At 37.6% G+C, this 24,150-nt stretch carries 18 protein-coding genes; 14 read left to right on the forward strand and 4 right to left on the reverse strand.

All coding sequences use genetic code 11. From position 1 onward, the window contains the following. The first annotated feature begins 280 nt into the window (after positions 1-280). The 5 genes from M1K46_RS05505 to M1K46_RS05525 all read left to right on the forward strand — a co-directional run bounded on the left by M1K46_RS05505 (position 281) and on the right by M1K46_RS05525 (position 6,395). Complete coding sequence (locus tag M1K46_RS05505) at positions 281-1,474, forward strand: iron-containing alcohol dehydrogenase (RefSeq protein WP_256225253.1); 1,194 nt, start codon at positions 281-283, stop codon at positions 1,472-1,474. 17 nt (positions 1,475-1,491) lie between these two features. Next, the gene (locus M1K46_RS05510) at positions 1,492-2,853 is read left to right on the forward strand and encodes a GntP family permease (RefSeq protein WP_062239412.1); all 1,362 of its coding nucleotides are present in this window, start codon (positions 1,492-1,494) and stop codon (positions 2,851-2,853) included. Positions 2,854-2,901: 48 nt separating this feature from the next. Further along, complete coding sequence (locus M1K46_RS05515) at positions 2,902-4,518, forward strand: ATP-dependent acyl-CoA ligase (RefSeq protein WP_256225254.1); 1,617 nt, start codon at positions 2,902-2,904, stop codon at positions 4,516-4,518. A 12-nt stretch (positions 4,519-4,530) separates the two neighbouring features. After that, a complete protein-coding gene (locus tag M1K46_RS05520; RefSeq protein ID WP_256225255.1) occupies positions 4,531-5,322 on the forward strand; it encodes an enoyl-CoA hydratase in 792 nt (263 codons plus the stop codon). 299 nt (positions 5,323-5,621) lie between these two features. Then, positions 5,622-6,395, forward strand: coding sequence for a MerR family transcriptional regulator (locus tag M1K46_RS05525; RefSeq protein ID WP_256225256.1), 774 nt, complete (start codon positions 5,622-5,624; stop codon positions 6,393-6,395). A gap of 106 nt (positions 6,396-6,501) precedes the next feature. Here M1K46_RS05525 and M1K46_RS05530 read toward each other — a convergent pair whose 3' ends face one another. Both M1K46_RS05530 and M1K46_RS05535 read right to left on the reverse strand, forming a co-directional pair. Continuing rightward, the gene (locus M1K46_RS05530) at positions 6,502-7,008 is read right to left on the reverse strand and encodes an MBL fold metallo-hydrolase (protein ID WP_256225257.1); all 507 of its coding nucleotides are present in this window, start codon (positions 7,006-7,008) and stop codon (positions 6,502-6,504) included. Between the two features lie 75 nt (positions 7,009-7,083). Then, complete coding sequence (locus M1K46_RS05535) at positions 7,084-7,449, reverse strand: MBL fold metallo-hydrolase (protein ID WP_256225259.1); 366 nt, start codon at positions 7,447-7,449, stop codon at positions 7,084-7,086. A 167-nt stretch (positions 7,450-7,616) separates the two neighbouring features. Here M1K46_RS05535 and M1K46_RS05540 point away from each other — a divergent pair, with 167 nt between their 5' ends. The 3 genes from M1K46_RS05540 (at position 7,617) to M1K46_RS05550 (ending at position 13,872) form a co-directional block, all read left to right on the forward strand. Beyond that, positions 7,617-10,217 (forward strand): McrB family protein, encoded by a 2,601-nt coding sequence (locus M1K46_RS05540; protein ID WP_256225260.1) that lies wholly within the window; start codon positions 7,617-7,619, stop codon positions 10,215-10,217. Positions 10,218-10,248: 31 nt separating this feature from the next. Further along, a complete protein-coding gene (locus M1K46_RS05545) occupies positions 10,249-11,649 on the forward strand; it encodes a DUF2357 domain-containing protein (RefSeq protein WP_256225261.1) in 1,401 nt (466 codons plus the stop codon). Positions 11,650-11,994: 345 nt separating this feature from the next. Next, positions 11,995-13,872 carry a PD-(D/E)XK nuclease family protein gene (locus tag M1K46_RS05550; RefSeq protein WP_256225262.1) on the forward strand — a complete coding sequence of 626 codons (1,878 nt, stop codon included), beginning with the start codon at positions 11,995-11,997 and terminating at the stop codon, positions 13,870-13,872. A 58-nt stretch (positions 13,873-13,930) separates the two neighbouring features. On the opposite strand, the gene M1K46_RS05555 is transcribed toward M1K46_RS05550, so the two are convergent. Beyond that, positions 13,931-14,656: a Crp/Fnr family transcriptional regulator gene (locus tag M1K46_RS05555; RefSeq protein ID WP_256225263.1), complete on the reverse strand. Its 726-nt coding sequence runs from the start codon at positions 14,654-14,656 to the stop codon at positions 13,931-13,933. Between the two features lie 202 nt (positions 14,657-14,858). Here M1K46_RS05555 and ric point away from each other — a divergent pair, with 202 nt between their 5' ends. The 4 genes from ric (at position 14,859) to M1K46_RS05575 (ending at position 22,413) form a co-directional block, all read left to right on the forward strand. After that, positions 14,859-15,578, forward strand: a complete 720-nt coding sequence (gene ric, locus M1K46_RS05560; protein WP_256225264.1) for an iron-sulfur cluster repair di-iron protein — start codon at positions 14,859-14,861, stop codon at positions 15,576-15,578. 137 nt (positions 15,579-15,715) lie between these two features. Further along, positions 15,716-16,039, forward strand: coding sequence for a nucleoside triphosphate pyrophosphohydrolase (locus M1K46_RS05565; RefSeq protein ID WP_256225265.1), 324 nt, complete (start codon positions 15,716-15,718; stop codon positions 16,037-16,039). Further along, positions 16,040-18,475, forward strand: a complete 2,436-nt coding sequence (locus M1K46_RS05570) for a DEAD/DEAH box helicase family protein (RefSeq protein WP_256225266.1) — start codon at positions 16,040-16,042, stop codon at positions 18,473-18,475. It abuts the gene before it with no gap. A gap of 188 nt (positions 18,476-18,663) precedes the next feature. Next, a complete protein-coding gene (locus M1K46_RS05575; protein ID WP_256225268.1) occupies positions 18,664-22,413 on the forward strand; it encodes an AAA domain-containing protein in 3,750 nt (1,249 codons plus the stop codon). Positions 22,414-22,484: 71 nt separating this feature from the next. On the opposite strand, the gene M1K46_RS05580 is transcribed toward M1K46_RS05575, so the two are convergent. After that, positions 22,485-22,802 (reverse strand): hypothetical protein, encoded by a 318-nt coding sequence (locus M1K46_RS05580; protein ID WP_256225269.1) that lies wholly within the window; start codon positions 22,800-22,802, stop codon positions 22,485-22,487. Positions 22,803-22,995: 193 nt separating this feature from the next. Here M1K46_RS05580 and M1K46_RS05585 point away from each other — a divergent pair, with 193 nt between their 5' ends. After that, entirely contained in the window at positions 22,996-23,523 is a 528-nt protein-coding gene (locus tag M1K46_RS05585; protein ID WP_256225270.1) for a DinB family protein, read from the forward strand. A gap of 97 nt (positions 23,524-23,620) precedes the next feature. Then, positions 23,621-24,088 (forward strand): GNAT family N-acetyltransferase, encoded by a 468-nt coding sequence (locus M1K46_RS05590; protein ID WP_309144579.1) that lies wholly within the window; start codon positions 23,621-23,623, stop codon positions 24,086-24,088. Positions 24,089-24,150: the final 62 nt, after the last annotated feature.

The following is a 24,150-nucleotide window of genomic DNA, read 5'->3' on the forward strand; positions in this document are numbered from 1 at the left end:
GTCGAATAATAGTATTCCCTTACGCTGACCAATGCAAGCCTTTTGATTTATTGAAAAAAATAAGGACTGATCTGATTAGTCTTTGGAAGGATTTTCATTGTGAAGCACTGGTGACTTATATTGAAACAGTAGTTTCACACACTGTTACATACAGGAAATTGAAAACAAAAAGAAACAATTTGTATTTAGAGGGTATCTCCTTAACCTTGTCGAAGTAAATCGCATGGAAGAAAGGCATTTTTATGGATTCTAATAATAAACAAAAAAGGAGGTAGTTATTATGGTTTCAGTTCTGCAAATGCCAAGAACCATACTCTACGGAGAGGATTCATTTAAGAAAGTCGGAGAAGTAGCGTCTAAACTCGGAAACAACGCACTCATCATTAGCGACCGAATGATGGAAAAGCAGCTGTACGTTGAAGAATGCCAGCATTATTTAAAAGAAGCAGGAGTATCCTCAGCCACGTATTTAGATATTAATTCTGAGCCGAAAGATACGTTTGTTTATGAAGCTTTGGACAAGCTTAACGCCGAGTCCTGCAACGTCATTATTGGCTTGGGTGGAGGAAGCTGTATTGATACCGCAAAGGCGGTTGCCGTTCTTGGTACAAATGGAGGATCCATCAGCGATTATATGAATAGCCGGAAGATTGCACAGAAGTCAGCCGTTCCATTAATCGCTATTCCTACAACTGCTGGGACCGGGTCTGAAGCAACTGATGCAACAATCATAACCGATACCGTCCATGATATTAAAATGATGATTAAACAGCCCGCCTTCATGCCGGAAGCAGCGATTGTTGATCCGGTCCTTTCTATTACTTCACCTAAACATATAACTGCTGCAACCGGAATTGATGCCCTTACTCACGCGATTGAGGCGTATCTTTCAAGGTGTGCTCATCCTTTTACCGATTTTCTAGCGTTAACCGCCATTGGGCACATTATGGAAAGTATACGAGATGCCTATCATGAGCCTCAAAATATAGAAGCAAAGAAAAAAATGTCCCTTGCAGCTCTGCAGGCAGGAATGGCATTTTCCAATTCTTCGGTCTGCTTAGTTCATGGAATGTCCCGGCCGATCGGTGCACTGTTTCATGTGCCGCATGGCATTTCGAATGCGATGCTTCTTCCTGCTGTTTTGGAGTATAGTCTGGAAGATTGCTATGAGAGGCTAGCAGACATCGGGGATTTAATTCTCAAAGAAATGAAAGGGCTTACAAAACGGGAAACAGCGCAAAAAGTGGTGGAAGAGATGAAAGCCCTCTGCCTCGAGCTTGGTATTCCTAACTTGAAAGGATGGGGAATTCAGGAGGAGCAATTTTTGAAAAGTCTAGAAAAGATGGCCAGAGACGCGATCGCCAGCGGTAGTCCCGGCAATAATCCGAGGGTGCCGGATGATAGTGAATTAATGGAACTGTACAAATTATGCTATGATTACCAGTTTACCAATTCTCAAACCATTAAATCGTAGAAACGGGGGAAATCACAATGAGTATGATAGGACTGTTTCTGGCACTTGCCCTATTAATTTATTTAACCATGCGAGGGGTCAATATTATTATTGCAGCCATTATTAGCTCAGTAGTTGTTGCACTGACAGGTGGAATCAACCTTGAGACAGCCTTGACCAAGTATTATATGGACGGCTTTACAGGCTATTTTGCCACCTGGTTTTTAATCTTTCTGCTAGGGGCGATTTTTGGTAAAGTCATGCAGGACACGAAAGCTGCTGATTCCATTGCAGACTGGATCAGCCGTACAGCCGGGCCAAAGCGAGCGGTTTTTGCGGTTGTTGCAGCGTGTGCCATTATGACTTTTGGCGGCGTTAGTTTGTTTGTTGTTGGTTTTTCGGTTTATCCCATAGCTGTTTCTTTATTCAGAAAAGCCAACCTTCCTCATCGATTCATTCCTGCAGCCCTTGTATTCGGTTCCATTTCGTTTTCAATGACTTCCCCGGGTTCACCAGAAATACAAAACATCATTCCTACTACCTTCTTTAAAACACAGCCAACTGCTGGAGGATTAATAGGCATCCTGATTGGAATCTTTATTTTAATCGCAGGCAGTCTTTATATAGGGCGTGAAGTACGAAAAGCCGTAAACAATGGGGAAACCTTTTCATTGCCCGAATCCCATCCGTTATTTCGTCCGAAAAAAGGTGAAGCCACTGAATTAGCAGCAGCGCTTGAAGAAGTAACAGCCATTGAAACAGAATCACCATTTAAAAAGGAATTACCGAACATCGTCACCTCTCTTATACCGTTAATTGGGGTTATCGGTATTTTAAATATTATGGCTCAGTTTACTTCTTCTACGAGTGCAGCTCTCATCTCGCTTGGAACCGGTATTTTATTGACATGGGTGCTCAACCTGAAATTCGTTCCACAATATTGGGGATCTCTGGCCGCTGGTACACAAGATGCTCTTGTCGCGATTGCCAATACATGTGCCGTCGTAGGATTTGGAAGCGTGGCGGCGAAAGTTCCCGCGTTTGGAGTAGTTGTCGATTCATTAGTGAATATCCCAGGACCGCCTTTATTGGGCTTAGGAGTTGCGGTCACATTAATTTGCGGGCTGACAGGTTCAGCTTCTGGAGGATTGGGGATTGCCTTGCCAATTCTGGCCCCGATTTATATGGCTCAAGGTTTGGATCCGAATGCCATGCATCGAATCTCCACACTGGCATCGGGAGGATTAGATTCACTGCCGCATAACGGGTATATCGTGACAACGATCCGCGCGATATGTGGAGAGACTCATAAACGTACGTATAAACCGGTCTTTGTGTTAAGTGTGGCCCTGCCGTTAGTCGGCATGTTCTTGGCGATTATCCTGTATTCTATTTTTTAAAAGCGGCCAAATCAACTCCAAGTGCTTCAAAGGAAAGGAGAGAGTTAGTTGGAACGATCTAATTTCCCTAGTTTTTTACTGAATCACATCGAGAAAACCCCCGATAAAGTGTACTTGCAATTTGAAAAGGAGAAATTTACTTACGAGCAGTTGCATGAAAAAATCGGCCGTCTTGTTTCAGGGCTAAAGGAACTTGATATTCAAAACGGAGACCATGTTTGTGTCATGTTAAATAACTGCCCTGAATATTTGGATGTATGGTTTAGCTTGTCCTTTTTGGGAGCCGTATCTGTTCCGTTAAACGTACACTTAATAGGAAAAGGGTTAACCTACATTTTATCTCACTCTGAATGCAAGGCTATTATCTTTCATCATGAATTCCTTCCCCAAATTCTTCCGAGCATCTCTGAATTGAACCGGCAAGTGAAACTCATTATTGTTAATGACAGTGACACAGATTCCGAAAAAACGGAATTAGAGCCTCATATCGACTTCAACCCCGTTTTTTCCTATCAACAGCTTCTGCAGACTGCTCAGCCTGTTGATATAGATCCATCCGTTTTTCCAGACGCCATTCAAAGCATTCTTTACACCTCAGGAACAACCGGCTTGCCAAAAGGAGTGATGCTCAGCCATGCCTCTTATGTGAAATCCGGACAAGCCTTTGCCGAACATATGATACAAGCCACTTCAGACGATATTTTATTTACATCTTTACCGCTGTTTCACATTAATGCCCAAGCGCATACTGTCATGGGAGCAATTGCACAAAACGCCACAATCGCTCTTGGTAAAAGGTTCAGCGCCTCACGTTTTTGGGATGAGATCCGTGATCACCGGGCAACCATATTTAATTCACTCGGTTCCATGATCCCCATCCTTTGCAAGCAGCCGGAAAGACCGAATGACCATAATAACCCGGCAAGGCGAACGGCCTGTGCTGCTACTCCAAAAGAGTTTTGGAAGGTATTTGAAGAGCGGTTTGGTGTCCAAATTATTGAAGGCTATGGACTAACGGAAACTACCGGCTTTTGCATATCCAACACCTTGACGGCCAACCGTCCACCTTCTATGGGGAAGCCTTTTTCATCGGTTAAAGTGAAGATTGCAGATGAACAAGATCGTGAGATTCCAGTTAGAGAACTGGGTGAAATTTTAATTCATCCGATGGAAGAAGAAGTGCTGATGAAGGGATATTTCAAAAATCCGGAGAAAACAGACGAAGCTTTAAAAGGCGGCTGGTTCCATACTGGAGACCGCGGTTATCAAGATGAAGAAGGCTATCTTTATTTTTCAGACCGAACCAAACAATGCATTAGAAGGCGGGGGGAAAATATCTCCTCATGGGAAATAGAAAAAGCGGTGAATGACCATCCAAACGTATTGGAAACGGCTGCAGTAGGCGTTCCGTCGGAAATAGGGGAAGAGGATGTAAAGCTGTATGTCATTCTCCATAAGGAGCAAAGTCTTACTCCTGAAGAAATTATTGATTGGTGCAGTGATCGGATGGCGTATTTTATGGTGCCCCGGTACGTTGAATTCATCCATTCATTTCCAAAAACAGCAACTGAGAGGATTCAGAAATTCAAGTTAAAAGCGCTTGGTATTGGGGATGCATGGGACAGGGAACAAGCCAATTATAGGCTAAAGGTAAATGGAAGGTGAGGTTGAAAGCAAATGGAGCGGACAAAAGCAATCGCATGTCATAAAGAAGCAGGAATAGCGATCTTAATGATTGATAACCCACCGTTAAATGTACTGGACCGCCATGTGGTTTCTGAGTTATCTGCATGGGCAGAAGAACTGGAAAACGATAAAAGCATCGTCGCTGTGATTATTACAGGAAAAGGTGACAAAGCGTTCATGGCTGGAGCGGATATTAAAGAGTTTCCTGAATGGATGGGGAAAGGAGAGGAGCTCCCAGAGCAGAAATCCAGGGAATTGCAAAGAGCCTTTCATCAAATCTATGAATTAAACAAACCTACCATAGCTGCCTTAAATGGAGTTGCATTAGGCGGAGGGTGTGAACTTGCGCTTGCTTGTGATTTGCGGATTGCGGAAGAACATGTACTGATTGGACTGCCTGAGATCAAGCTTGGACTTTTTCCAGGAGCGGGGGGAACACAACGTCTGCCGCGGCTTATAGGTGAGACAAAGGCAAAGGAACTGATGTATACGGGCCAGCCGATAACGGCCCAAGAAGCAGAGAAAATAGGTCTCCTTAATTATGTAGTTGAAAAAGGAAAGTCGGTAGAAAAAGCAAAAGAAATTGCTATGAAACTAACGGAATTATCATTGCCGGTCCTATCTTATATTAAGAAATCGGTTCATGAGGGCTGTAATGGTTCACTGGAAGAAGGGCTTCACGTAGAGGCCAAATATTTTGGTGAGGTCTTTCAAACCCACGATGTAGTGGAAGGTGTTCAAGCATTTATACAGAAAAAAAAACCGGATTTTAAACATAAATAGCTCTATAGCTCCAAACATTTTTTAAGAGAAGCTTATTAAACAAATAGCGTAAGCGGGGAGAAATCCTCGCTTTTTTTTATTTGTCCAATAAATTTTGCATTGCAAGCTGAAAGAATCTTTCTAATTTAGCATTACTCTTTGTGTGTATGGGCTTTGTCTTATAAATAATAGTAGGCTGAAAAAAGGCCAGGGGGTGGTTGGATTAAATTTTTTAAATAAACGTAATGGGCTTGAAGCTAACACAGTGTCAGGTTGTATAGTTAGGTTGCCGGCAAAAACAATTCGTACGAAATGAGGGATTGATCCTGAATAAGAACAATTGGAAAGTAGGAGAATTAGCTAAACAAACCGGGCTTACGGTACGAATGCTTCATCACTATGATAAGATTGGACTATTTTCTCCTTCTCAGCATTCAGAAACGGGTCATAGGCTTTATACAGAGTCTGATATAGTCAGGCTGCAGCAAATTATGTCCCTTAAGCTATTAGGGTTTGCATTGGAAGAAATAAAAGAGATATTGGAGAATCAAAATTTTAATCCACTTGAACTCATCAAAGTACAGTTAGATGATGTGAAAAAGCGTATACGCCTACAGGAACTGTTATGCAGCCGTTTGGAGAAAATCTACGAATTGCTTAATAATCAACAAGAAGTGACTCATGAACAATTTATAAATTTAATTGAGGTGATTAATTTGAATAAAGATAAATACTTTACCCAAGAGCAACAGGAAAAGATGTTCAAACAGTTTGGACTGGAGAAAAGAAAGCAGTATGTTAGTGAATGGTCTGACATAACCGCAAAGATCCGTGTGGAATACGAGAAGGGGACACCACCTGAAGACCTGGATGTAACACAATTGGCAACACAATGGAACGAGTTCCTCAAAAAGTTGACTTTTGATGATCCTGAAATTTCCAAAGCTGCTGAACGTTATTATAAAGAGAATCCTGAAATAGGAGAGAAATTTGGAGTACAGCTTTCTGACTATATCAAGAAGGCTATGTACATATTTAATATATTAAAAAGTGTTCAGAAGCAAGTACAAGTAAGAATGAAATTAAAAATATAGAGGCCAAATTCAGGTCTCTTTCTTAGCCCTAAAGAATAAAAACGCTATTCATTTTTCTTCTTCGGGGCTTGTTTTGCGTTTTTTAAAGATGGTGAACCCAAGTTTATTAAACGGATTGTGCTGCTTTCGTTTGAGACAATAGAGCAGAAATGTTTTTACCTAAGAAGCCTGCAGGCTCCGATCCGGACGTAAACTCAAGATGATCGAGATTCGCAGCCTCAGCAGAATCGATTCCCTGATCCTTGAGGTTCTGAACCGCATTCAGAACTTCGGTTATGTATCGTCGGACAGGCTCCAGATGCTCTGCACCCTGTCTTCCTGCAGGGTCATGTCTTGGAACGACCGTATGGAAATCGAGCATAGCCATTCTGTCAAGGATTGTTAACCATTCTTCAGGCTGGCCAGCCCCCATCCATGGATGGTTATCAATGACGACAAGATCAGCTGAGAACAAGACCTTGTCATCCGGAAAATAAAGAATGGAATCACTATCCGTATGCCCGCCTCCATAGGTTAGCAGTTCTGCACGGCGTTTGGTTCCGTGCAGCACCAATCGATCTGTAAAGGTGATCGATGGTGCGACAGGTTTCAGGATCGGAATGGCATTAAACAATTCTGTCTTATCCTCAATGTCAATGGCGATTGAACGCTGTCTCGCCTCATTGGTTTCAGCCGCATGCAGTTCTTTTTAGCTGTTAAGATAACCAGAGAAACCCGCTTGAACCTTTTCCACATCAATAGAATGCTTCTCCCAAAATACGTGACGCAGTTTTTCTGTCCCAAAAAACACTGCATCCTCAAAAGCCTGGTTCCCATATACATGGTCTCCATGCCATTGAGAGTTAACAACATACTTTACCTTATTGTCTGTCAGTGCTTCAGCCGCCTTCCTCAATTGCTCACCAGCAGCAGGAGTAAGAAACGTATCAAAAACAACTGTTTCCCCGCCTAAATCCGCAAAGCCGGCATTGCCCAGTGAGCCGGTTCCATCTTTGGAAATTGCTGCGTAGATGCTGTCTGCTGCTTGGTCTAGATTAAAATAGGTATAGTTCATGGAGTACATCCTTTCTTTAGAATTCATTCATAGAATCAATATCCAATGGATAATTCGATGAACATGATATTTATCCCTTCCAGCTAGTAAGAAACGTTTCCTTTTTTTAGCACAGGGTTATTGGTAAACTTTAAGTAATAAACATTATTAGGGAGAGACGTCCAACTATGATTTCCTTAAATGAAAAATTAGATCGAAGTTTCAGAGATAATGATTATCGTATCGGTAAAGAGACTCGTTTTTATGTCTTGACAGCAAATCTTATAAATACACCTTATAAAGTATTTGTTGTTGATGGTAATAGTTTTGTTAGAGAAACTGAGGCAGATACATTGGCTGAAGCAAAAATTAAAGGAATGGAATTGTTAAAAGGATACAAAAATGAATACAAATTATCTGAAGTCACAATGTGTCATTTTAAAGAAAACAGGGGATGGGAAAAAGACAGAGACCATTTCCCGGAACGATATGAAAATGAGAATAGACATGTTTCAAATAAAGGGGTTGAAGTAAACATGAATGAAGTATTCGAGGGTTCTTTCAATCTGTCAAGCTACCAAGCTATCTTTAATGAAAGTGAAACTGCAAGCCGATGTCGCAGTGTTTTAGAAAATATCCATGTTGAAATTAAGCCGTTTTTTGAACAATTTTGCAAGAAAAATTTCCTTTTAACAGGAAATCGTTTCATTAGAGATTACTCTGATACATTATCAACTACATATAGCGATTCAAGAAACCCAAAATATGAAGAGAAAAAAAAGAACTCAAGTACTGGTAAGAAATATTATATTGCACTTAATGAAAGAATCGGACTACAAGAAGTAAATTTGTTAACGTTAGAGTTTAACGGCGTTGATCAAAAACTTTATATTTCTGTAGATTCTACCTTCTTTCCTATTTGGTACTTAATGAGAACAGGTAAAATGATGTCTACTATTCATCAATTACCAGAGGAGATATCCTTTTACTTTCAAACGGAATGGTTTAAAAAAGAAATAGTAAGTGTTAAAGAATTTGAAAATGTCTTTTCCAGATTTAAAAAACAAAGAAAACGTCCTTACTATCACTTTGGTATTGAACTGCCCTTAATTGAAACTTTGCAGAGTAAGAAATTAGAGTATTATTTATTTAAGGTCTGGGATGAGACATTACCAATAAGAGAAAGGCTAAAAGATGAGAAAGTTTTAGGAGAAAAAGCTAATTACATTTTAAATTTGTTTGCAGAGGATTCTCAAAAAGAAGATACAGTTCAACTGTTAAATAACGCGTATTCTCTTATTTATGGAGAGGTAGAAAGTTATAAGCCTAGGGCGAGGCGACAACTTTTTTCTATATATGATAAGGACCAACTAATTACTAAGGGTTATTTTGTGTATTTTGAAATCGATCAAGCCCATGCACCCAATCAAGTTATGTGTGTAACATTGGAAGGACACAGACATATCTATTCTAATGTTAGAGAATTGATTTCTAATAACAAGATAGAATGGTGGATAAAGAAATTGTTTGCAACCCACAACCTAGATAACACAGAGGTTATGAAATATGCCATGAACTTACTAACTAATCATGGAATTAAGACTGACAACAATGCATATTACATAGGTACTTTTAATAATGAAAATAATTCCTTCGATAAAGAAATAAGTGCCATGAAAAAGGACCTAGTTATTGCCTGTTTATTGTTTGCTTTTGCAAGTGAAAAATTAGAGTTGCCTAGTACCACTGAAGAGTCAGAAGAAAATAAAGAGGTAGATGAAACACAAGAAATTGAATTTGTTAGTAATTTTTCTTTTAAGGATATATACGAAATCATTATTGACAGCCAGTTTACATTTTCATTAGATATCATACGTGATTTTCATTTGAATCTCACAGCTTTAGATGACAAGCACTTTGTTATTCTAAATGGTATTTCAGGGACTGGGAAAACTCAGCTATGCCGTTTGTATGCAAATGCTGTATACGGACTTGATTATGAATCAGAGAATCCATATCTAACAATTATTCCAGTGCGTCCTGATTGGATGGATGCAACTGCACTTTTCGGATATTATAGTTCTTTTGAAAAAAAGTATGTGATGACTGAGTTTCTTCAAGTTTTACTTTCAGCACAAAGAGAGCGGGAAAAACCACACTTTATTGTATTGGATGAAATGAACTTGGCTCGAGTTGAATATTATTTAAGCGATTATTTAAGTGCAGTTGAATCTCGTAAAGAGATATTGCTTCATAATCGTGAGGATGTGAAAGATATTCCCCAAAAAATAAGTATACCGCCTAATGTTTATGTTTTGGGAACAATTAACGTGGACGAAACGACACACAGTTTATCTGATAAAGTGCTGGATCGCGCTTTTGTCATGACACTTTCTGATGTGGATTTTGAGAATTTCTGGTCAACACTTGATCAGTCTGTAAAAGTATTGATAAATAATGAATTCGATATTCTTACTGGGATCCATAGCGATCTAAAATCATTTGACCTTCACTTTGGATACAGAACAATGAACGAGATGATTAATAAATTGGTTAGAAATAAAGAACTGGATGAGGATTTTGGGCTTGATGCAATGTCTGCACTTGATCGAGTCATCAGTGAAAAGATATTACCGAAGTTAAGAGGTGACGAGAGAATAACAGAACTACTCACGACATTGAAAAGTAAATTTCTAGATTACTTTGGAGAAGAATCTCAATCATGTAGTCATATTGTGAGAATGGAAAAGGAGCTGGAGCGTTATGGAGCAACCCAGTTCTGGCGTTAGGTTCTTAATAAAAACAAATGAGGAGGGGTGGTTGCCCATAAAAGAAGCTTATCTAAGAGAAGCCACTTCTTATGAATGGAAACTTGAGGGAGAGTCCAATTCTGCGGTCTTATTTAATGGAATACCACTTCCATCTATTTTGAATGATGCAGGTGTCACTGGGACGCTAATTACACCCTTTCAATCAGGAGAAGCTGTTTTTGAAATAAATGATTATAGTATTACAACTTATATTTATACTGATGAAAGAAAGATGACTAACGAGCAGTACGATTGGATGTTGAGTGATATTTTAAGTGAAGCTGCTGTCTGTTTTAACTATAGCGGGTTAAATAAGGGATTCAATTCGAGTGGGAGAGAACGGTATTTATCGTGGGCACAGTGGTCATATGTAAAAAGAAGTTTTCACCAGCTATCACTGCTTTTCCAGAAGATAAAAACCAACCCATTTTCAGTACTAAGGCAAGAAAGTCTATTGATGAACCGAGAAAAAATTCAACAAGTGCATACTTCAACAGAGCGATGGCTGGAAAGAAAACATGGAACGATCGAAAAGCATGTCCCAAACCAAATCTGGACTTCCAAACGACATGAAACCCATGATCTTTATGAGAACAGGTTACTAAAACAACAGCTTCTCGAACTAAGACATCTCCTTTCTCAATACCGTACTTACGCAAACGGAACATTAAAAGAGGAAGCAGAACAGATGAGTAATAAAGTGCTTTATTGGATAAATCACTCATTTCTTATAAATGTTCCATCACATAAGGGTCAGATCACGATAACCCAAAGGTTAAGAAAGCAACCAATTTACCGGAAGTGGATAACCTGGTTTGATAAACTATACCAACATCAAAAATATGAAATTGGGTTTGATTATGATATACCACTAAAAGACACCTTTCAATTATACGAAATGTGGTGTTATATGCAGCTCATTAAACAAGCCAGGAAAAATGGAGAACTTGTTGATACATCTGGACTCTATAAAACTACAGCTGATGGTATCTTTTTATCTTTAGCAGAAAATAAAGAAAGTACGGTCAACTTGGTAGACGATGACACCATTACATTTCAACGAGTATTTCAATACAGAGATCCCGACCGTGTTGCTCTCGATTCTAAAGCGCTATTCTATACATTTACTCAAAGAATGATTCCCGATATTGTCATCCAGCGTAAAGACAAGCTATACATTTATGATCCGAAGTATCGGGTGCCTAATAACATAGGAACGGCACTTGGTGAAATGCACAAATACAGAGACGGAATTAGAAACATCCATACGGATGAGCAAGTGGTAGAAGAGGTATATATAATGACACCATTTCAGCAGAATGGTGAGGAATTAAGGTATTACACAGAAGGGTTTCATAAGCGGTATAAGATGGGGGCTTTAAAATTAATGCCGAGAGGAAACATGGTTTAGGAGCAAGTTATATAGATATATACTTTATTGCATTCCTGGCAGAAACTTTTGGATCTGGTAAAAATACATTCGTGAAAATGTAAGAAGTAAGGTTTATTTCAGATAAAGCACTGTACTCAAGCTTTATAGCAGGTTGGAAAGGGTGATGGAATTTATCTTGATGTTTTAAATAAATATGAGTCTATCAAAGATTGGAACTTCTTTGAACAATGGATTAAAGGGCGTTAATTCAACGCGACTGTTTATATAATATATTCGTAAAAAACATAACACAAAAATTTACTAGTTTTATATATAATTAGTGTTACTGTTAATTTATAAAAATCTTAGGAGAAAATTAAAGTTATGACTTATTCCCTTGAATCTATTGCCCAATTAGATCATTCAAAAGAGTTTGCAGCACTTCATCAAAAATTTCATCAATTTAATCCTTTAAAAGTTTTAAGGGTGGATCAATTTGAAATTCGACATTCAAATGTATTAGCATGGCTACTAGATCCTAGTGAAAACCATAAGCTAGGCAGTTTTTTTGTTAGTAAGTTACTTTCTCGTTTAGTCACTCGTGTAGAGAATGAAGACAAAACTGAGAATTTTCAATTTCTAGATTACCTTGACCATTCATATGGAAATGTTGAAGTTTACCGAGAAGTAAAAACAACGACTGGACGTTACATTGATTTAGTAGTTGTTGATACAACACAAAAGTTAGTGTTAGTAATTGAGAATAAATTCCACACAGGTGAGTCACTAGGCCAGCTGGATGATTATATTACATATGCACGATCTATTTATGTCAACTATACTATAGTTCCTGTATTCCTAACGTTGAATAGTGATGCTCCTTCTCATAAAGATTTCTGGGTTTTGGATTATAGTGATATTTTAGAAATGTTGTCACTCCATTTAGAACTCAATCATGAAGCTATTCCTGACAATGTATATTCATTCTTATTAAATTATACTGAAATATTACGTGAAGAACTTATCTTAGATGAAACTTCTATACAACTTGCAGTTGACGTTTATGAAAAAAATCAAGCTGCTATTGATTTATTATACTTGAGTCAACATGAAGAAAACCGTAAATACTCACGTTATAGCCAGGTTTTTCAGCAATTAGACAGCATATCAGAAAACTATAGACATGCATTATTGCGAATCTACCTTAAACAAAAAAAGACGATTGACTACATATATAAAATAGGCAGCAACCTTTTAAAAGAAGCGTTTTTAACATTTGCTAAAATTGAAGAAATTCCAGAAGAAGTTTATAAAGCTCATGTGAGGGTACCAAACTTCATTTTGCCAGACTGGACGGATTTTGAAGAAACAATTGGTAGGCCAGAGGATGGTTATTGGCTAGGAAGCGGTTTTATTATATGGTTTGAACGTACCTGGAATGAGAAGTTAAAAATGATAGTAGAAGTAGGTCCGGTGCCTGATGAAAAGCGTATAGCTTTATTAAATGCCCTTGAATCTGAAGGTTTCTTTATTCGATCTTCTTCTAAAATGGAAGGTAAAAAATATACACGTATATATAACCAGGTAACAGATATTCCTGATTGGGCAACTAAAACAGAAATTGTAAAAGGTATGGAACGCTTATACCAAGACCCATTAACTAAATCGACCTTTAAAATGATTGCATCTGCAGTAGAGAAAATGAAATTGGGAAGTTTATACTCTAAAGCGGATGAAGAACTAGAAACCGAAATCATTCGATCAAGTATTCCAAGAGAGGAAATTCCAAAGGAAGCTTTTACAAAATTCACAGAAACGTTAGCCTTACAAAAAGGTGAATTCCTTATGAAATTACGACAACATTCATTTATCTTACCTATATTTAGAGACCTTGAAAGAACATATGGAAAAACTCGAGAAAAATGGTGGTGGCATGATAGCACTTTCGTTTTCTGGTTTGATCGTTTAAATGATGACCGTTTGAAATTAACCTTAGAACTAGGTCCATTGCAATTTGATAATCGTTTAAAATTATTAGAGGACCTAGAACAGTTGGGAGTGTCGTTTTTGCAAAAATCAAAGCTACCCTCTGCTAAGTATACTCGTCTGTATTCTCAATCAAAAGTAATTTTAAACTGGGAAGACAAATCAGAAGTCTACATTTCGATGATGGAATTATATAATAACTCCAAATTTCAAGAAGTTCTAAATATGCTTAATATTATAAAGAAGAATGTGGCTGAGTTAGAACCACTAGTATAAATAAAAAATCAACACTGGTTTGAATTAGCCAGTGTTGATTTTTATTTGTTCAACCCAATTATATCCTGCACACCTGAAGCGGACACTCCTCACAGTTGCATACATTTTTCAAATAGTCCAGATCAGTAATAACGAGATTACCATTCTCATCATGATCAATGACCTTATCCTTCTTCAACACACCCAGCATCCGATTGACTGTCTCACGTGAAGTACCAATCAATTCAGCCAGTTCAGTATTGGTAAGCTGCAGAGAAAGAACGATTCCGTCTTTGCCCATTTTACCATAGGAGTTGGACAGACGGATAAGAGTAGAGCACAAAGCACCGTTCTTTCCATATAACATTAGATCTCTAAGCTTGGAACGTGTAATCTGATGCATCAGACCCGTCCAGCGTACAAATTCTATGGCTACTTCGCCATGCTCCCTCATCATTTCTTCAAGATCAGCCTGTTGAATGACACCTACAACACTATCAGTGGAAGCAATTGCGCTAAAATTATGCTTTTCATCTCCAAATGCGTTCAGTTCTCCAATCAAATCACCGTTTTGAAACATGGAAAGGACAAGCTCTTTGCCATCCTCTGTCATTTTCGTCCCTTTAATAATTCCTTCCCTAACAAAATAAAGTTTCCCAGCAGCCTCATTATCCATGAAAAGCATGGTTCCTTTTTTAATTTTGCACTCCAGCATTAATTCATCGAGCAAGTGAAGAGTCTGCTCGGAGAAAATCTCTGTATTTTGAACCGAATTATAGTCACTCGGGATATCACGGGTTTTCATATGTTTAACCTCCATCACCTAACACATCTCTTTATTAGTATAAGAAAAAAGCATGAAGTTCAATATCAGGGAACTTCCCGATTGTGGAGGGTGAAAGTCCCCTATTTTATTCTCATGTCGATAGGTGTGATAAGAGTCACCGTAAAAAACAGAATAAAGAGATAAAGTTGAGGTAAGGTATCATACAGGAGGAGGGGTCATCATGGAAATGGTGTTTGATCCTACGGTAAAAACACGTGACATTATAATAAAATGTCCTAGAGCAGGAACACTGCTAAAAAAGTATAAAATTGATTATTGTTGCAGTGGCAGCCGTCCAATAGGGGAGGCTTTACAAGAACGGAACTTAAATCCCACTAAAATCCTTCATGAATTGAATACATTGTATGAAAAGAATTCAGACGAACAGCTTAGAATGACAAAGTGGGAAAGGCAGACATGTATAGACTTGATTCAATATATTATTGATGCCCATCATTCGTATTTATATATGGCACTGCCGAGCCTGCAGAAAGCCATAACAAATAGTTATAATAAACATGTCCAATCACAACCTGAACTTTCGAATGTTCATTACCTATACTCCATACTAAAGATTGAATTGGAGCAGCATATCATCGTGGAGGAAGAACTCATCTTTCCAAAAATCATCTCTTATGAAAAGCATCAAACACTTAATACATTAATTGATATAACCGAATATGTGGAAGACCTTGAACGAGATCACCATCACATCATGCGAATTTTAAAGGATTTAAGAGCTATTACGAATGATTATCAAGTTCCTCTTGACGCTTGTGATTCCTATAGATTAGCCTGCGTTAAACTGGATGAGCTTGAAACAGATATATTTCAGCATTTACACCTTGAAAACAATATTCTGTTTCCAAAATTAATTGAGGAAATGGAGAAGGTGAAATAAAAAACCTAAAAAATCTCAAATCCTGGCTTTTAGGGGTTTGGGGCTTTTTCATAGAAAAGTAGTTTGTAAATTAAGGGATATGCTAAAATAAAATTGTGAATTGAGAAGAATATCCAAATGGAAAGAGGTTCTCTTTAATGCCAACCTACAATAAACTTGTTCGTGACAGAATTCCAGAAGTAATATCAAGCACAGGAAAATCATTCAACACATCAATATTAGAAATAGATGATTACATAAAAGAATTAAAGAAAAAATGCTACGAAGAACTGAATGAATATGCTTCCGCACCAAACGATGAAAATGCAGTAGAGGAACTTGCCGATCTGCTTGAATTAATGCATTCTTTGGCTAAAATTCATGGAGCAGACATTGCAGAGGTTGAACGTGTACGCCAGCAAAAAGCAGAAAAGCGCGGCGGTTTTGAAAATCGTATCTTCCTCATGGATGTGGAAGATTAAATGCAAAATATTAAACTTGTAACTGGTAACCTAAGAGAAGAACTTACAGGGTTGATGAATGATGCCAGTTCTATTTATATTCTTACCTCATTTATTATGAAATCAGGAGTCAGCTTGCTGGCTCCTTTTTTAAAAGAAGCGGTAAATAGAGGAGCGGAGATCAAAATCTGCACAGGTGATTATTTATTTGTCACCCAGCCGGATGCTCTTGAAAGACTTCTGGAAATAGATCGGAAAATTGAAATTCAACTTTATCGCAGCAACGGACGTTCCTTTCATCCCAAGGCTTATTTATTCCAAAATGAAGATGGTAATGGATCGTTTATTGTTGGCTCATCCAATCTTTCCAATTCTGCTTTAACGAGCGGTGTGGAATGGAACCTGATGTTAAATAATAAAGTGGATCAGGAGATATACCAAGAAGCTCTTGATGCGTTTATTAAAACATTTCATCATGAACAGACGATAACCATTAACCATGAAACATTAAAAGATTACAGAGATGAATATGAGAGGTACCATGAAAGGCATCCCAACTTACTAAGGCAATGGACGAAAGCGGAAGAAGAGATTTTAACGTTGCCAACCATAACTGAAAAAACACCCATTATAAAAGAATCACCAATTCTTTATGGAAAATTAAAACCTAGGCCGGCTCAGCAGCAAGCTCTTGAAATGCTGAGCACTACGCTGGAAGAGGGCTACAATAAAGCCATGGTCGTCATGGCAACTGGATTGGGCAAAACGTATCTTGCAGGATTTTTTGCTCAGGATTTTAAACGAATTCTTTTTATTGCCCATCGGGAGGAGATTTTGGGACAAGCAAGAAACTCTTTCCGGAATATCATGCCCGAACGCTCCATGGGTCTTTATTATGGAAAGGAAAAAGACGGCGAAACTGATTGTGTTTTTGCTTCCATTTATACACTTGGTATTCTTCGCCATCTTGCCGGTTTCCAACCCAATGGTTTTGATTTGATCATCGTGGATGAATTTCATCATGCTGCTGCAGGTTCCTATCAGAAAGTAATAGACTTTTTTAACCCAAAATTCTTATTGGGAATTACAGCAACACCTGATCGAATGGATGGCAAAGATGTGTATGCCATTTGTGAAGGAAACGTAGCGTATCAGCTTCATTTTATAGAAGCCATCCAAAAGCAGTGGCTCGCTCCCTTTCATTATTACGGTGTTTATGATGATACAGACTATTCCTCAATTACATGGCTGGGGACACGGTATGATGAGGAAGAACTGGCTTCCATTCAATTGAGGGATGAAATGGCAGAAAAAGTGCTGCAAGCCTGGAACTCCCATAAGCAAACAAGGACCATTGCATTCTGCTCTTCTATCCGGCAGGCCAACTTTCTATCGAGTCATTTTAATCGTAAGGGATATAGCACAGTTAGCCTTAACTCTAAGACAGTTGGCATTTCACGCGGGGAAGCCATAAAGAGATTAGATACAGGATTCATCGATGTTATCTTTACAGTCGATTTATTTAACGAGGGTGTTGATATTCCTTCTGTTGATACACTACTTTTTGTCCGGCCGACAGAATCACTTACTGTATTCACTCAGCAGGTTGGGCGTGGGCTGAGGTTATTTGCAGGGAAAGAACATTGTGTGATTATTGATTTGATTGGAAACTATCGTAATGCGGATATAAAATTGCAACTCTTTAATACTACGCCAGTTGAGGAGAAAAAAGGTAAACAAACCACAATACCATCTGTACCTCCTAACTGTGAAATCAACATTGAATTGGAAGCCATCAATCTTCTTAATGAACTGAATCGAAAACGTCAGCCAAGGAAGGATAAACTTCTCGGGGATTATATCGAATTAAAGAAAGAACTGGGAAGGCGACCGACTTATTTGGAACTTCATTTGCATGGAAGATCAAACAGCAGGGAGTACAGGCAGGAATTTAAATCCTATCCGGGATTTTTGTACTGGGCAGATGAATTAAGAGAAGAGGAAAAGAATGCCTTTTTGGAGAATGAAAGCTGGCTGGTTGAAGTTGAAAGTACAGGTATGGCGAAAAGTTATAAGATGATTGTTTTGAACTATATGCTTGGCAGAGGCGTAGGAAATTGGCTGAATCCGATTACGCCCAAAGAAGTTGCGCCATATTTCCATCATTATTTGATGGAAAAGGAATATCGCAAACGCATTGATTTCTCAGATAAAGCTTCAGAACAGCTTTGGGAGTATAATGAAAAAAAAGTCAGCAAGCTTATTGCTTCTATGCCAATGAACAAGTGGAGCGGGAGTTCTAAAGGGTTAGCTGAATTTAAAGAGGGAGTCTTTGCAATAAAGATAGACCTTCCAGTGAGGCATTACGAAGTGGTTTATGAATGGACAAAACAGATTTGTGAGTATAGGCTGCACGAACATTTCGAGAAAAGAAATGAGTATTTAAGTATTTTATGATAAAGAATTTTTGTTCATAAAAAGGTATCCAATACGGATGCCTTTTTAGCTTGCTTTCATTAATATAAGTTCTTTCACAAACCAAAACTTTTGGTATTTTAATCAATTAATTACTATTATTGAGAAGATAGAAAAGATATAATTAAAACAATATTTTATATAAAACAATAGGCAACAGGTGATGTGTGATGAAGCAGAAATTAATTAATTTAAAAGATAGATTAAATGACTTAAGTAAGCGTAATCGTTCCATTAGAATGTTGAAAATTTATGATAAATGGGCGTTTGATCTTAGCAATTTATTAAAACTGGATAAAGATCCATTAGATGTAATCAAAAGAGTTTTAGAACAAAAAGGAAATATTAGTCTATTAAAACAAGATGTAAATAATGATAAAACCCAACTTTATTCTGCGAAATTAAATAATTTATACAGAAATATGAAAGCGATAGAAGAAGAAACTGGATTGTATGATCTTTACATGGGCTATCCCTATATAACAGGAAACATGTTAGATGGAACCTATGTGAGGGCACCATTGTTCTTGTACCCTGTTAGACTTGAAAAAGAAAAAGCAGGCGGTACTAAATGGACATTGGTTCTTGAAAATGAAGATCCACAACTTAATAGAACTTTATTTCTGGCTTTAAAAAAATTAAGTGGAATTAATTTTACCGAAGAATTATATGAAGAAGCAGTTCAGGAAAGTAAAACACTTGATTTCCTCAAATGGACCACATGGTTAAAAAAACACTCCTTTAATCTTTTATGGTCGAGTAAAGGAGATCTCCAACCTTTTAGTGATTTTAAACAAAATGAAGTTCCTGAATTTAACAAAGGTCAATTTCAATTAGAGAATATGGCTATTTTAGGGAATTTTCCACAAGGGAATTCTGCACTATTAAAAGATTATGAAGATTTATTGGAAATAGCAAATGATGGACCCATGGGTATAATGGGAACATTGCTTGGTGCTGATGATTCTAATAACGATGAAAAAGATGATTCTGAAGAAATAATAAAAGAGATACCTGAAGCTGAAAGATTCTTAGTATTAGATACAGATGCTTCACAGGAAGAAATTATTAAAGAATTAGATAAGAATAAGGGATTAGTCATACACGGACCCCCAGGGACAGGTAAATCACAGGTTATTGTAAATTTAATTGCAAATGTTATTGCTAAAAACAAAAAGGTTCTTTTAGTTTGTCAAAAACGTGCAGCGTTGGATGTCGTTTATCAAAGACTTGATTCAATTGGCCTGTCTAAACAAGTAGCATTATTGCATGATGAAAAAAGTGATAGAAAGAGCTTATATGCCAGGATACATTCTTTATTAGATGATGATTCGCAATATGTTAATTATGAAAATGAGTTGCTTATGTTATCCAATAAAATACAACAATATGAAAGCGAACTTAATGCTATTGCAAAGGGTTTGTATGAAGTTCAGCCTCATGGATTTAAAGCATATGAATTATATGGATTGGGAAAACCAATTACAGAAATCGAAGTAATTCTGGACTTAGAAAATATACTGCGGTCCTTAAATAAAGAAAACTTTGAAGATGTACTTTCAAAAATTCTCTCTTATGGTAGTTATTATGGAAGATTTGGCAACGAACAGTATCCATTAAAAAATAGAAAGTCATTTACAAAGCTTGATTTAAAAGATCGTTTAACCCTAATAGAAATTTTAAAAAACATTATTGAAAAAGCAGAAAAGAGCGTTGAATACTTAGAGACCTTTGAACAGAATGAAATTACACCTGAATATACATGGTTAATTAGTGACAAACTTGAAAAAATATACGAAGACTTAAATCCAGAAGAAAAAAAATCGCTTCAAAAGTTAAGATTATGGTGGTGGACTTCATTTACAGGTAAAACCATTGTAGAGGAACTGCTTAACGGAGAAAAATTTAAAGGGTTATCATCAAAAGAATGGCCCAAGTTAAGAGAAAGTTTAAGAATTTTATTTGAGCTGTCAAAGGTTTCTGAAAAGATGTCCAAGGAGATTAATTCGTTAAAAACTTATTTTAATGATGATTCTATTTTAAAGATAAATCATTCAATTTCAAAAGGCGATATTCCGGTAAACGACTTTAAACAAAAGCAGGAATTTATTATTCAAGATTTCGAAGAGCTTAGATTTATGGATCGAACTTATGATGAAAGTCTACCATTTTTAAAATTGATCCTAGATCGTTTGAAAAATAAAACGAATGACAATGTTCATAGTCAACTTGCAAATGAATGGGTCGATATTGTAAAACAATCTGCGTACATTCACTGGATTGATGAAATTGAAAATAAGCATCCATCATTAAGTAAAATAGGAACAGAAGAATTAGATAACATACGTAAAGAGTTCAAAAAGATATTAAAGAAAAAAAGAGATTTAGCAGCAAAAGTTTTAACAAACCGCTTACTAAAATGGTTGCATCAGTCAAAACAATCTAATAGTAAGCAATTTAGAGAATTAAAACACCAAGTAGGTAAAAAACGAATGGTGTGGCCAGTTCGTAAACTTGTACGTCAATTTTCGTTAAATGGACTTTTAGATGCAATGCCGATATGGTTGACCTCACCTGAGTCTGTTTCTGCTATCTTCCCATTGGAAAAAGAATTGTTTGATGTGGTGATATTTGATGAAGCTTCTCAATGTACGGTTGAAAATGGAATTCCTTCCGTATATAGAGGAAAGAAAATAATTGTAGCTGGTGATGAAAAACAGCTGCCTCCTTCAAATCTGTTTAAAGGTGACACACATATTGATGAAGAAGAGGAAGAGGATGATATTGAGCACTCAGAGAGTTTGCTTAATTTATCCAAAAGAATACTGCCTGAAAAAATGCTTCAATGGCACTATAGGTCTAAATTTGAAGAACTAATTAACTTTTCTAACCATGCTTATTATAATGGCAACATTCAAATAGCTCCTAATGTTACACCGCTCAAAGATCCAGCCGCTATAAAATGGCATAAGATTACAAATGGAAAGTGGATAAATCAATGTAATGAAGCCGAGGCCATGGAAGTAGTAAACCTGTTAAAGGAAATAGTAATTAAAGAACCAAACAAATCTATTGGAATAATTACGTTTAATGCAAAGCAACAAGATAAAATTTTAGATATTATTGAGAGTGAAGTAGAAAAAGACAAGGAATTCTCTGTTGTATATCAACAAATTATGAGTAAAGATTTAGATGAGAGAATTTTTGTGAAAAATATTGAGAATGTACAGGGCGATGAAAGAGATACAATTATTTTTTCAATTGCTTATGCAAGAAATGAACAGGGTAAAGTTTATTCACGCTTTGGAACGTTAAGTCAGCAAGGAGGAGAGAACCGTTTAAATGTTGCTGTATCAAGGGCTAAAGAACAGATTCATGTTGTTTCTAGTATTGAACCGGCAGAATTAAATGTTACTAATGCAAAGAATGATGGTCCAAAGTTATTAAAAAATTACTTAGAGTATTCGAAAGCAGTCTCGAATGTAAATAAAGATGAAATCGAAGCAATTGTTACTAAAATTAATGAAAATCATAATACAAAAAAACAAGATTTAGAGTTATGGTTTGATTCCCCGTTTGAAGAACAAGTTTATAAACAACTTATTGATTTAGGATATAAAGTTGATACTCAAATTGGAATGTCTGGTTACCGTATTGATATGGCTGTCGTCCATCCTAACCATCCTCAAAAATATATTTTAGGAATTGAGTGCGACGGGGCAATGTTCCATAGTGCAGCTTCTGCCAAAGAAAGGGATGTCTATCGACAACGGTTTTTGGAATCCAAAGGATGGAAAATTACGAGGATTTGGAGTAGAAATTGGTGGAAAAATGCAAGCTTGGAAATTGAACGAATTGATCATTTGATTAAACAGGTTCTAAATGAAGAGAAATCAAAGGAAAAAGTATCTCAACTATAATCTAAAAACACTTGCTGTCGGAAAGTCGTCAGCAAGTGTTTTTTTTAAAAATAGCAATAGGCGGTTTTTTCCTAGTTCTTTTCTTTTACACCAGCACCCTCAATTTTCTCCACAAACATCAAGAATACATTCCGCTTTTCCTCAAGCTTCTTTAATTGCAGCTTAAGCTCGTTGTATTTTTCTTCGAATGGTTCCTGGTAGGTGGATTTGATGTTTCGGATCATTTCTTCGTTGATGGTGGATTGCAGGACTTGTTTGGTGATTCCGAATTTATAGGAATAGAGCTGTAGTTCTGTTTTTACCTTTTCGTACTCTTCATCAATTTCTCTCTTTTGGCTTTCCATCTCTTCTTTCCATTCAAGCAGAGCATCTTTCACATAGGACTCCATGGCATTGCCTCCTTCGTGCCTTCCTTTTTCAGCGTTTCTTTTTATGTACTCTATAACATATTTATAATGAGAAGCGTGGTTTGTGGGGGTGAATTCATGAGATGACCATTTTTTTCCTTCGAAAAGGGAAAGAGAGGTTTCCCTAGAATACATACTGGGTTAGGAATCTTTTATGCAAAGGGAGGCTTTCTTTATGAAAAACCAAGCAAAGGAAATGTATGACTATCATGCCTGGGCAAACGCAAAGATCTTTGAACGGCTAAAAGAACTTCCTGAGGAATTATACAAAAAAGAAATGAAGCCAAGCATTTTTCCATCACTTCAAATGGTGATGGTCCATATTTACCTCACGGATTCTCTGTGGTTGGAGATGATGAAAGGCAGAGATATGAAGGAAGTATGGGGTGCTAATGACCAGGTGAGAGTGCAGGCAGAGGCCTGTACACTGGAGGAAATGGAAACGATGTACTGTGAGCTCAGCGAGAAATACAGAGCTTTTATCAAACAAAACGACATGGAAAAAGTTTTCACGGTTGATAACCCATATGCTGGTCTGCTCGACACCACGCCCACCGAAACGATCTTCCACATCTCTACCCACGGCAACTATCACCGCGGGAATGTAGCAGCCATGGTTCGGCAAGAGGGGCATCCGTCTGTCATGCAGGATTACGGATTGTATTTATATGTGAACAGAAACGGGTTTAAGAGTCCAGTTTAACAAAAAGTGTAGCCCTCTATTTTAGGGGGCTATTTTAATGTATACATCTTTTTTCCTTTAATTGTAAAATGGAGATAGAGAAAAATGGAGGTGCAAGATGGCAGAACAAACAACTTCACTTCAAATCCGGCCATGGGCAGATGGAGACCTCAACTTGCTGTATAAGTTGAATACCCGGGAGATGACGAAGCATCTTGGCGGACCGGAAAGTGAGGAGTTGATCCTTGGCCGCCATAAACGTTATCTCGATCTAGGTGACAGGGGCTGTATGTACACGGTCATCCTGGATAATGGTGAAGCAGCTGGCTCGGTCGGTTATTGGGAAAGTGTCTGGGAGGATGAAACCGTCTATGAAATCGGCTGGAGTGTAGTACTGTCTCATCAGGGGAAAGGGATAGCGAGCCAAGCGGTTGCAGCGGCGATTACACAAGCGAAAGCTGAGAAAAAGCACAAGTTCCTTCACGCCTTTCCTTCGATCGGCAATGGAGCTTCCAATGCATCTGCCGCAAGCTGGGTTTTACCATTCTCAATGAGTGTCAGTTTGAGTATCCCCCGGGCAATTTAATGCAGTGCAACAACTGGCGTCTGGATCTTGAATAGGCAGTATGAAAGAGCATCAGCATCGAT

This window comes from Fictibacillus sp. WQ 8-8 (assembly GCF_024494405.1).
GTDB classification, from domain to species: domain Bacteria; phylum Bacillota; class Bacilli; order Bacillales; family Fictibacillaceae; genus Fictibacillus_C; species Fictibacillus_C marinisediminis.

What these genes read in the sequence shown, in the direction of transcription:
- M1K46_RS05505 (WP_256225253.1), top strand. Translation starts at nt 281, where the DNA reads ATGGTTTCAGTTCTGCAAATGCCAAGAACCATACTCTACGGAGAGGAT.
- M1K46_RS05510 (WP_062239412.1), top strand. Translation starts at nt 1,492, where the DNA reads ATGAGTATGATAGGACTGTTTCTGGCACTTGCCCTATTAATTTATTTA.
- M1K46_RS05520 (WP_256225255.1), top strand. Translation starts at nt 4,531, where the DNA reads ATGGAGCGGACAAAAGCAATCGCATGTCATAAAGAAGCAGGAATAGCG.
- M1K46_RS05535 (WP_256225259.1), bottom strand. Translation starts at nt 7,449, where the DNA reads ATGAACTATACCTATTTTAATCTAGACCAAGCAGCAGACAGCATCTAC.
- M1K46_RS05540 (WP_256225260.1), top strand. Translation starts at nt 7,617, where the DNA reads ATGATTTCCTTAAATGAAAAATTAGATCGAAGTTTCAGAGATAATGAT.
- M1K46_RS05550 (WP_256225262.1), top strand. Translation starts at nt 11,995, where the DNA reads ATGACTTATTCCCTTGAATCTATTGCCCAATTAGATCATTCAAAAGAG.
- M1K46_RS05555 (WP_256225263.1), bottom strand. Translation starts at nt 14,656, where the DNA reads ATGAAAACCCGTGATATCCCGAGTGACTATAATTCGGTTCAAAATACA.
- ric (WP_256225264.1), top strand. Translation starts at nt 14,859, where the DNA reads ATGGAAATGGTGTTTGATCCTACGGTAAAAACACGTGACATTATAATA.
- M1K46_RS05565 (WP_256225265.1), top strand. Translation starts at nt 15,716, where the DNA reads ATGCCAACCTACAATAAACTTGTTCGTGACAGAATTCCAGAAGTAATA.
- M1K46_RS05570 (WP_256225266.1), top strand. Translation starts at nt 16,040, where the DNA reads ATGCAAAATATTAAACTTGTAACTGGTAACCTAAGAGAAGAACTTACA.
- M1K46_RS05575 (WP_256225268.1), top strand. Translation starts at nt 18,664, where the DNA reads ATGAAGCAGAAATTAATTAATTTAAAAGATAGATTAAATGACTTAAGT.
- M1K46_RS05580 (WP_256225269.1), bottom strand. Translation starts at nt 22,802, where the DNA reads ATGGAGTCCTATGTGAAAGATGCTCTGCTTGAATGGAAAGAAGAGATG.
- M1K46_RS05585 (WP_256225270.1), top strand. Translation starts at nt 22,996, where the DNA reads ATGAAAAACCAAGCAAAGGAAATGTATGACTATCATGCCTGGGCAAAC.
- M1K46_RS05590 (WP_309144579.1), top strand. Translation starts at nt 23,621, where the DNA reads ATGGCAGAACAAACAACTTCACTTCAAATCCGGCCATGGGCAGATGGA.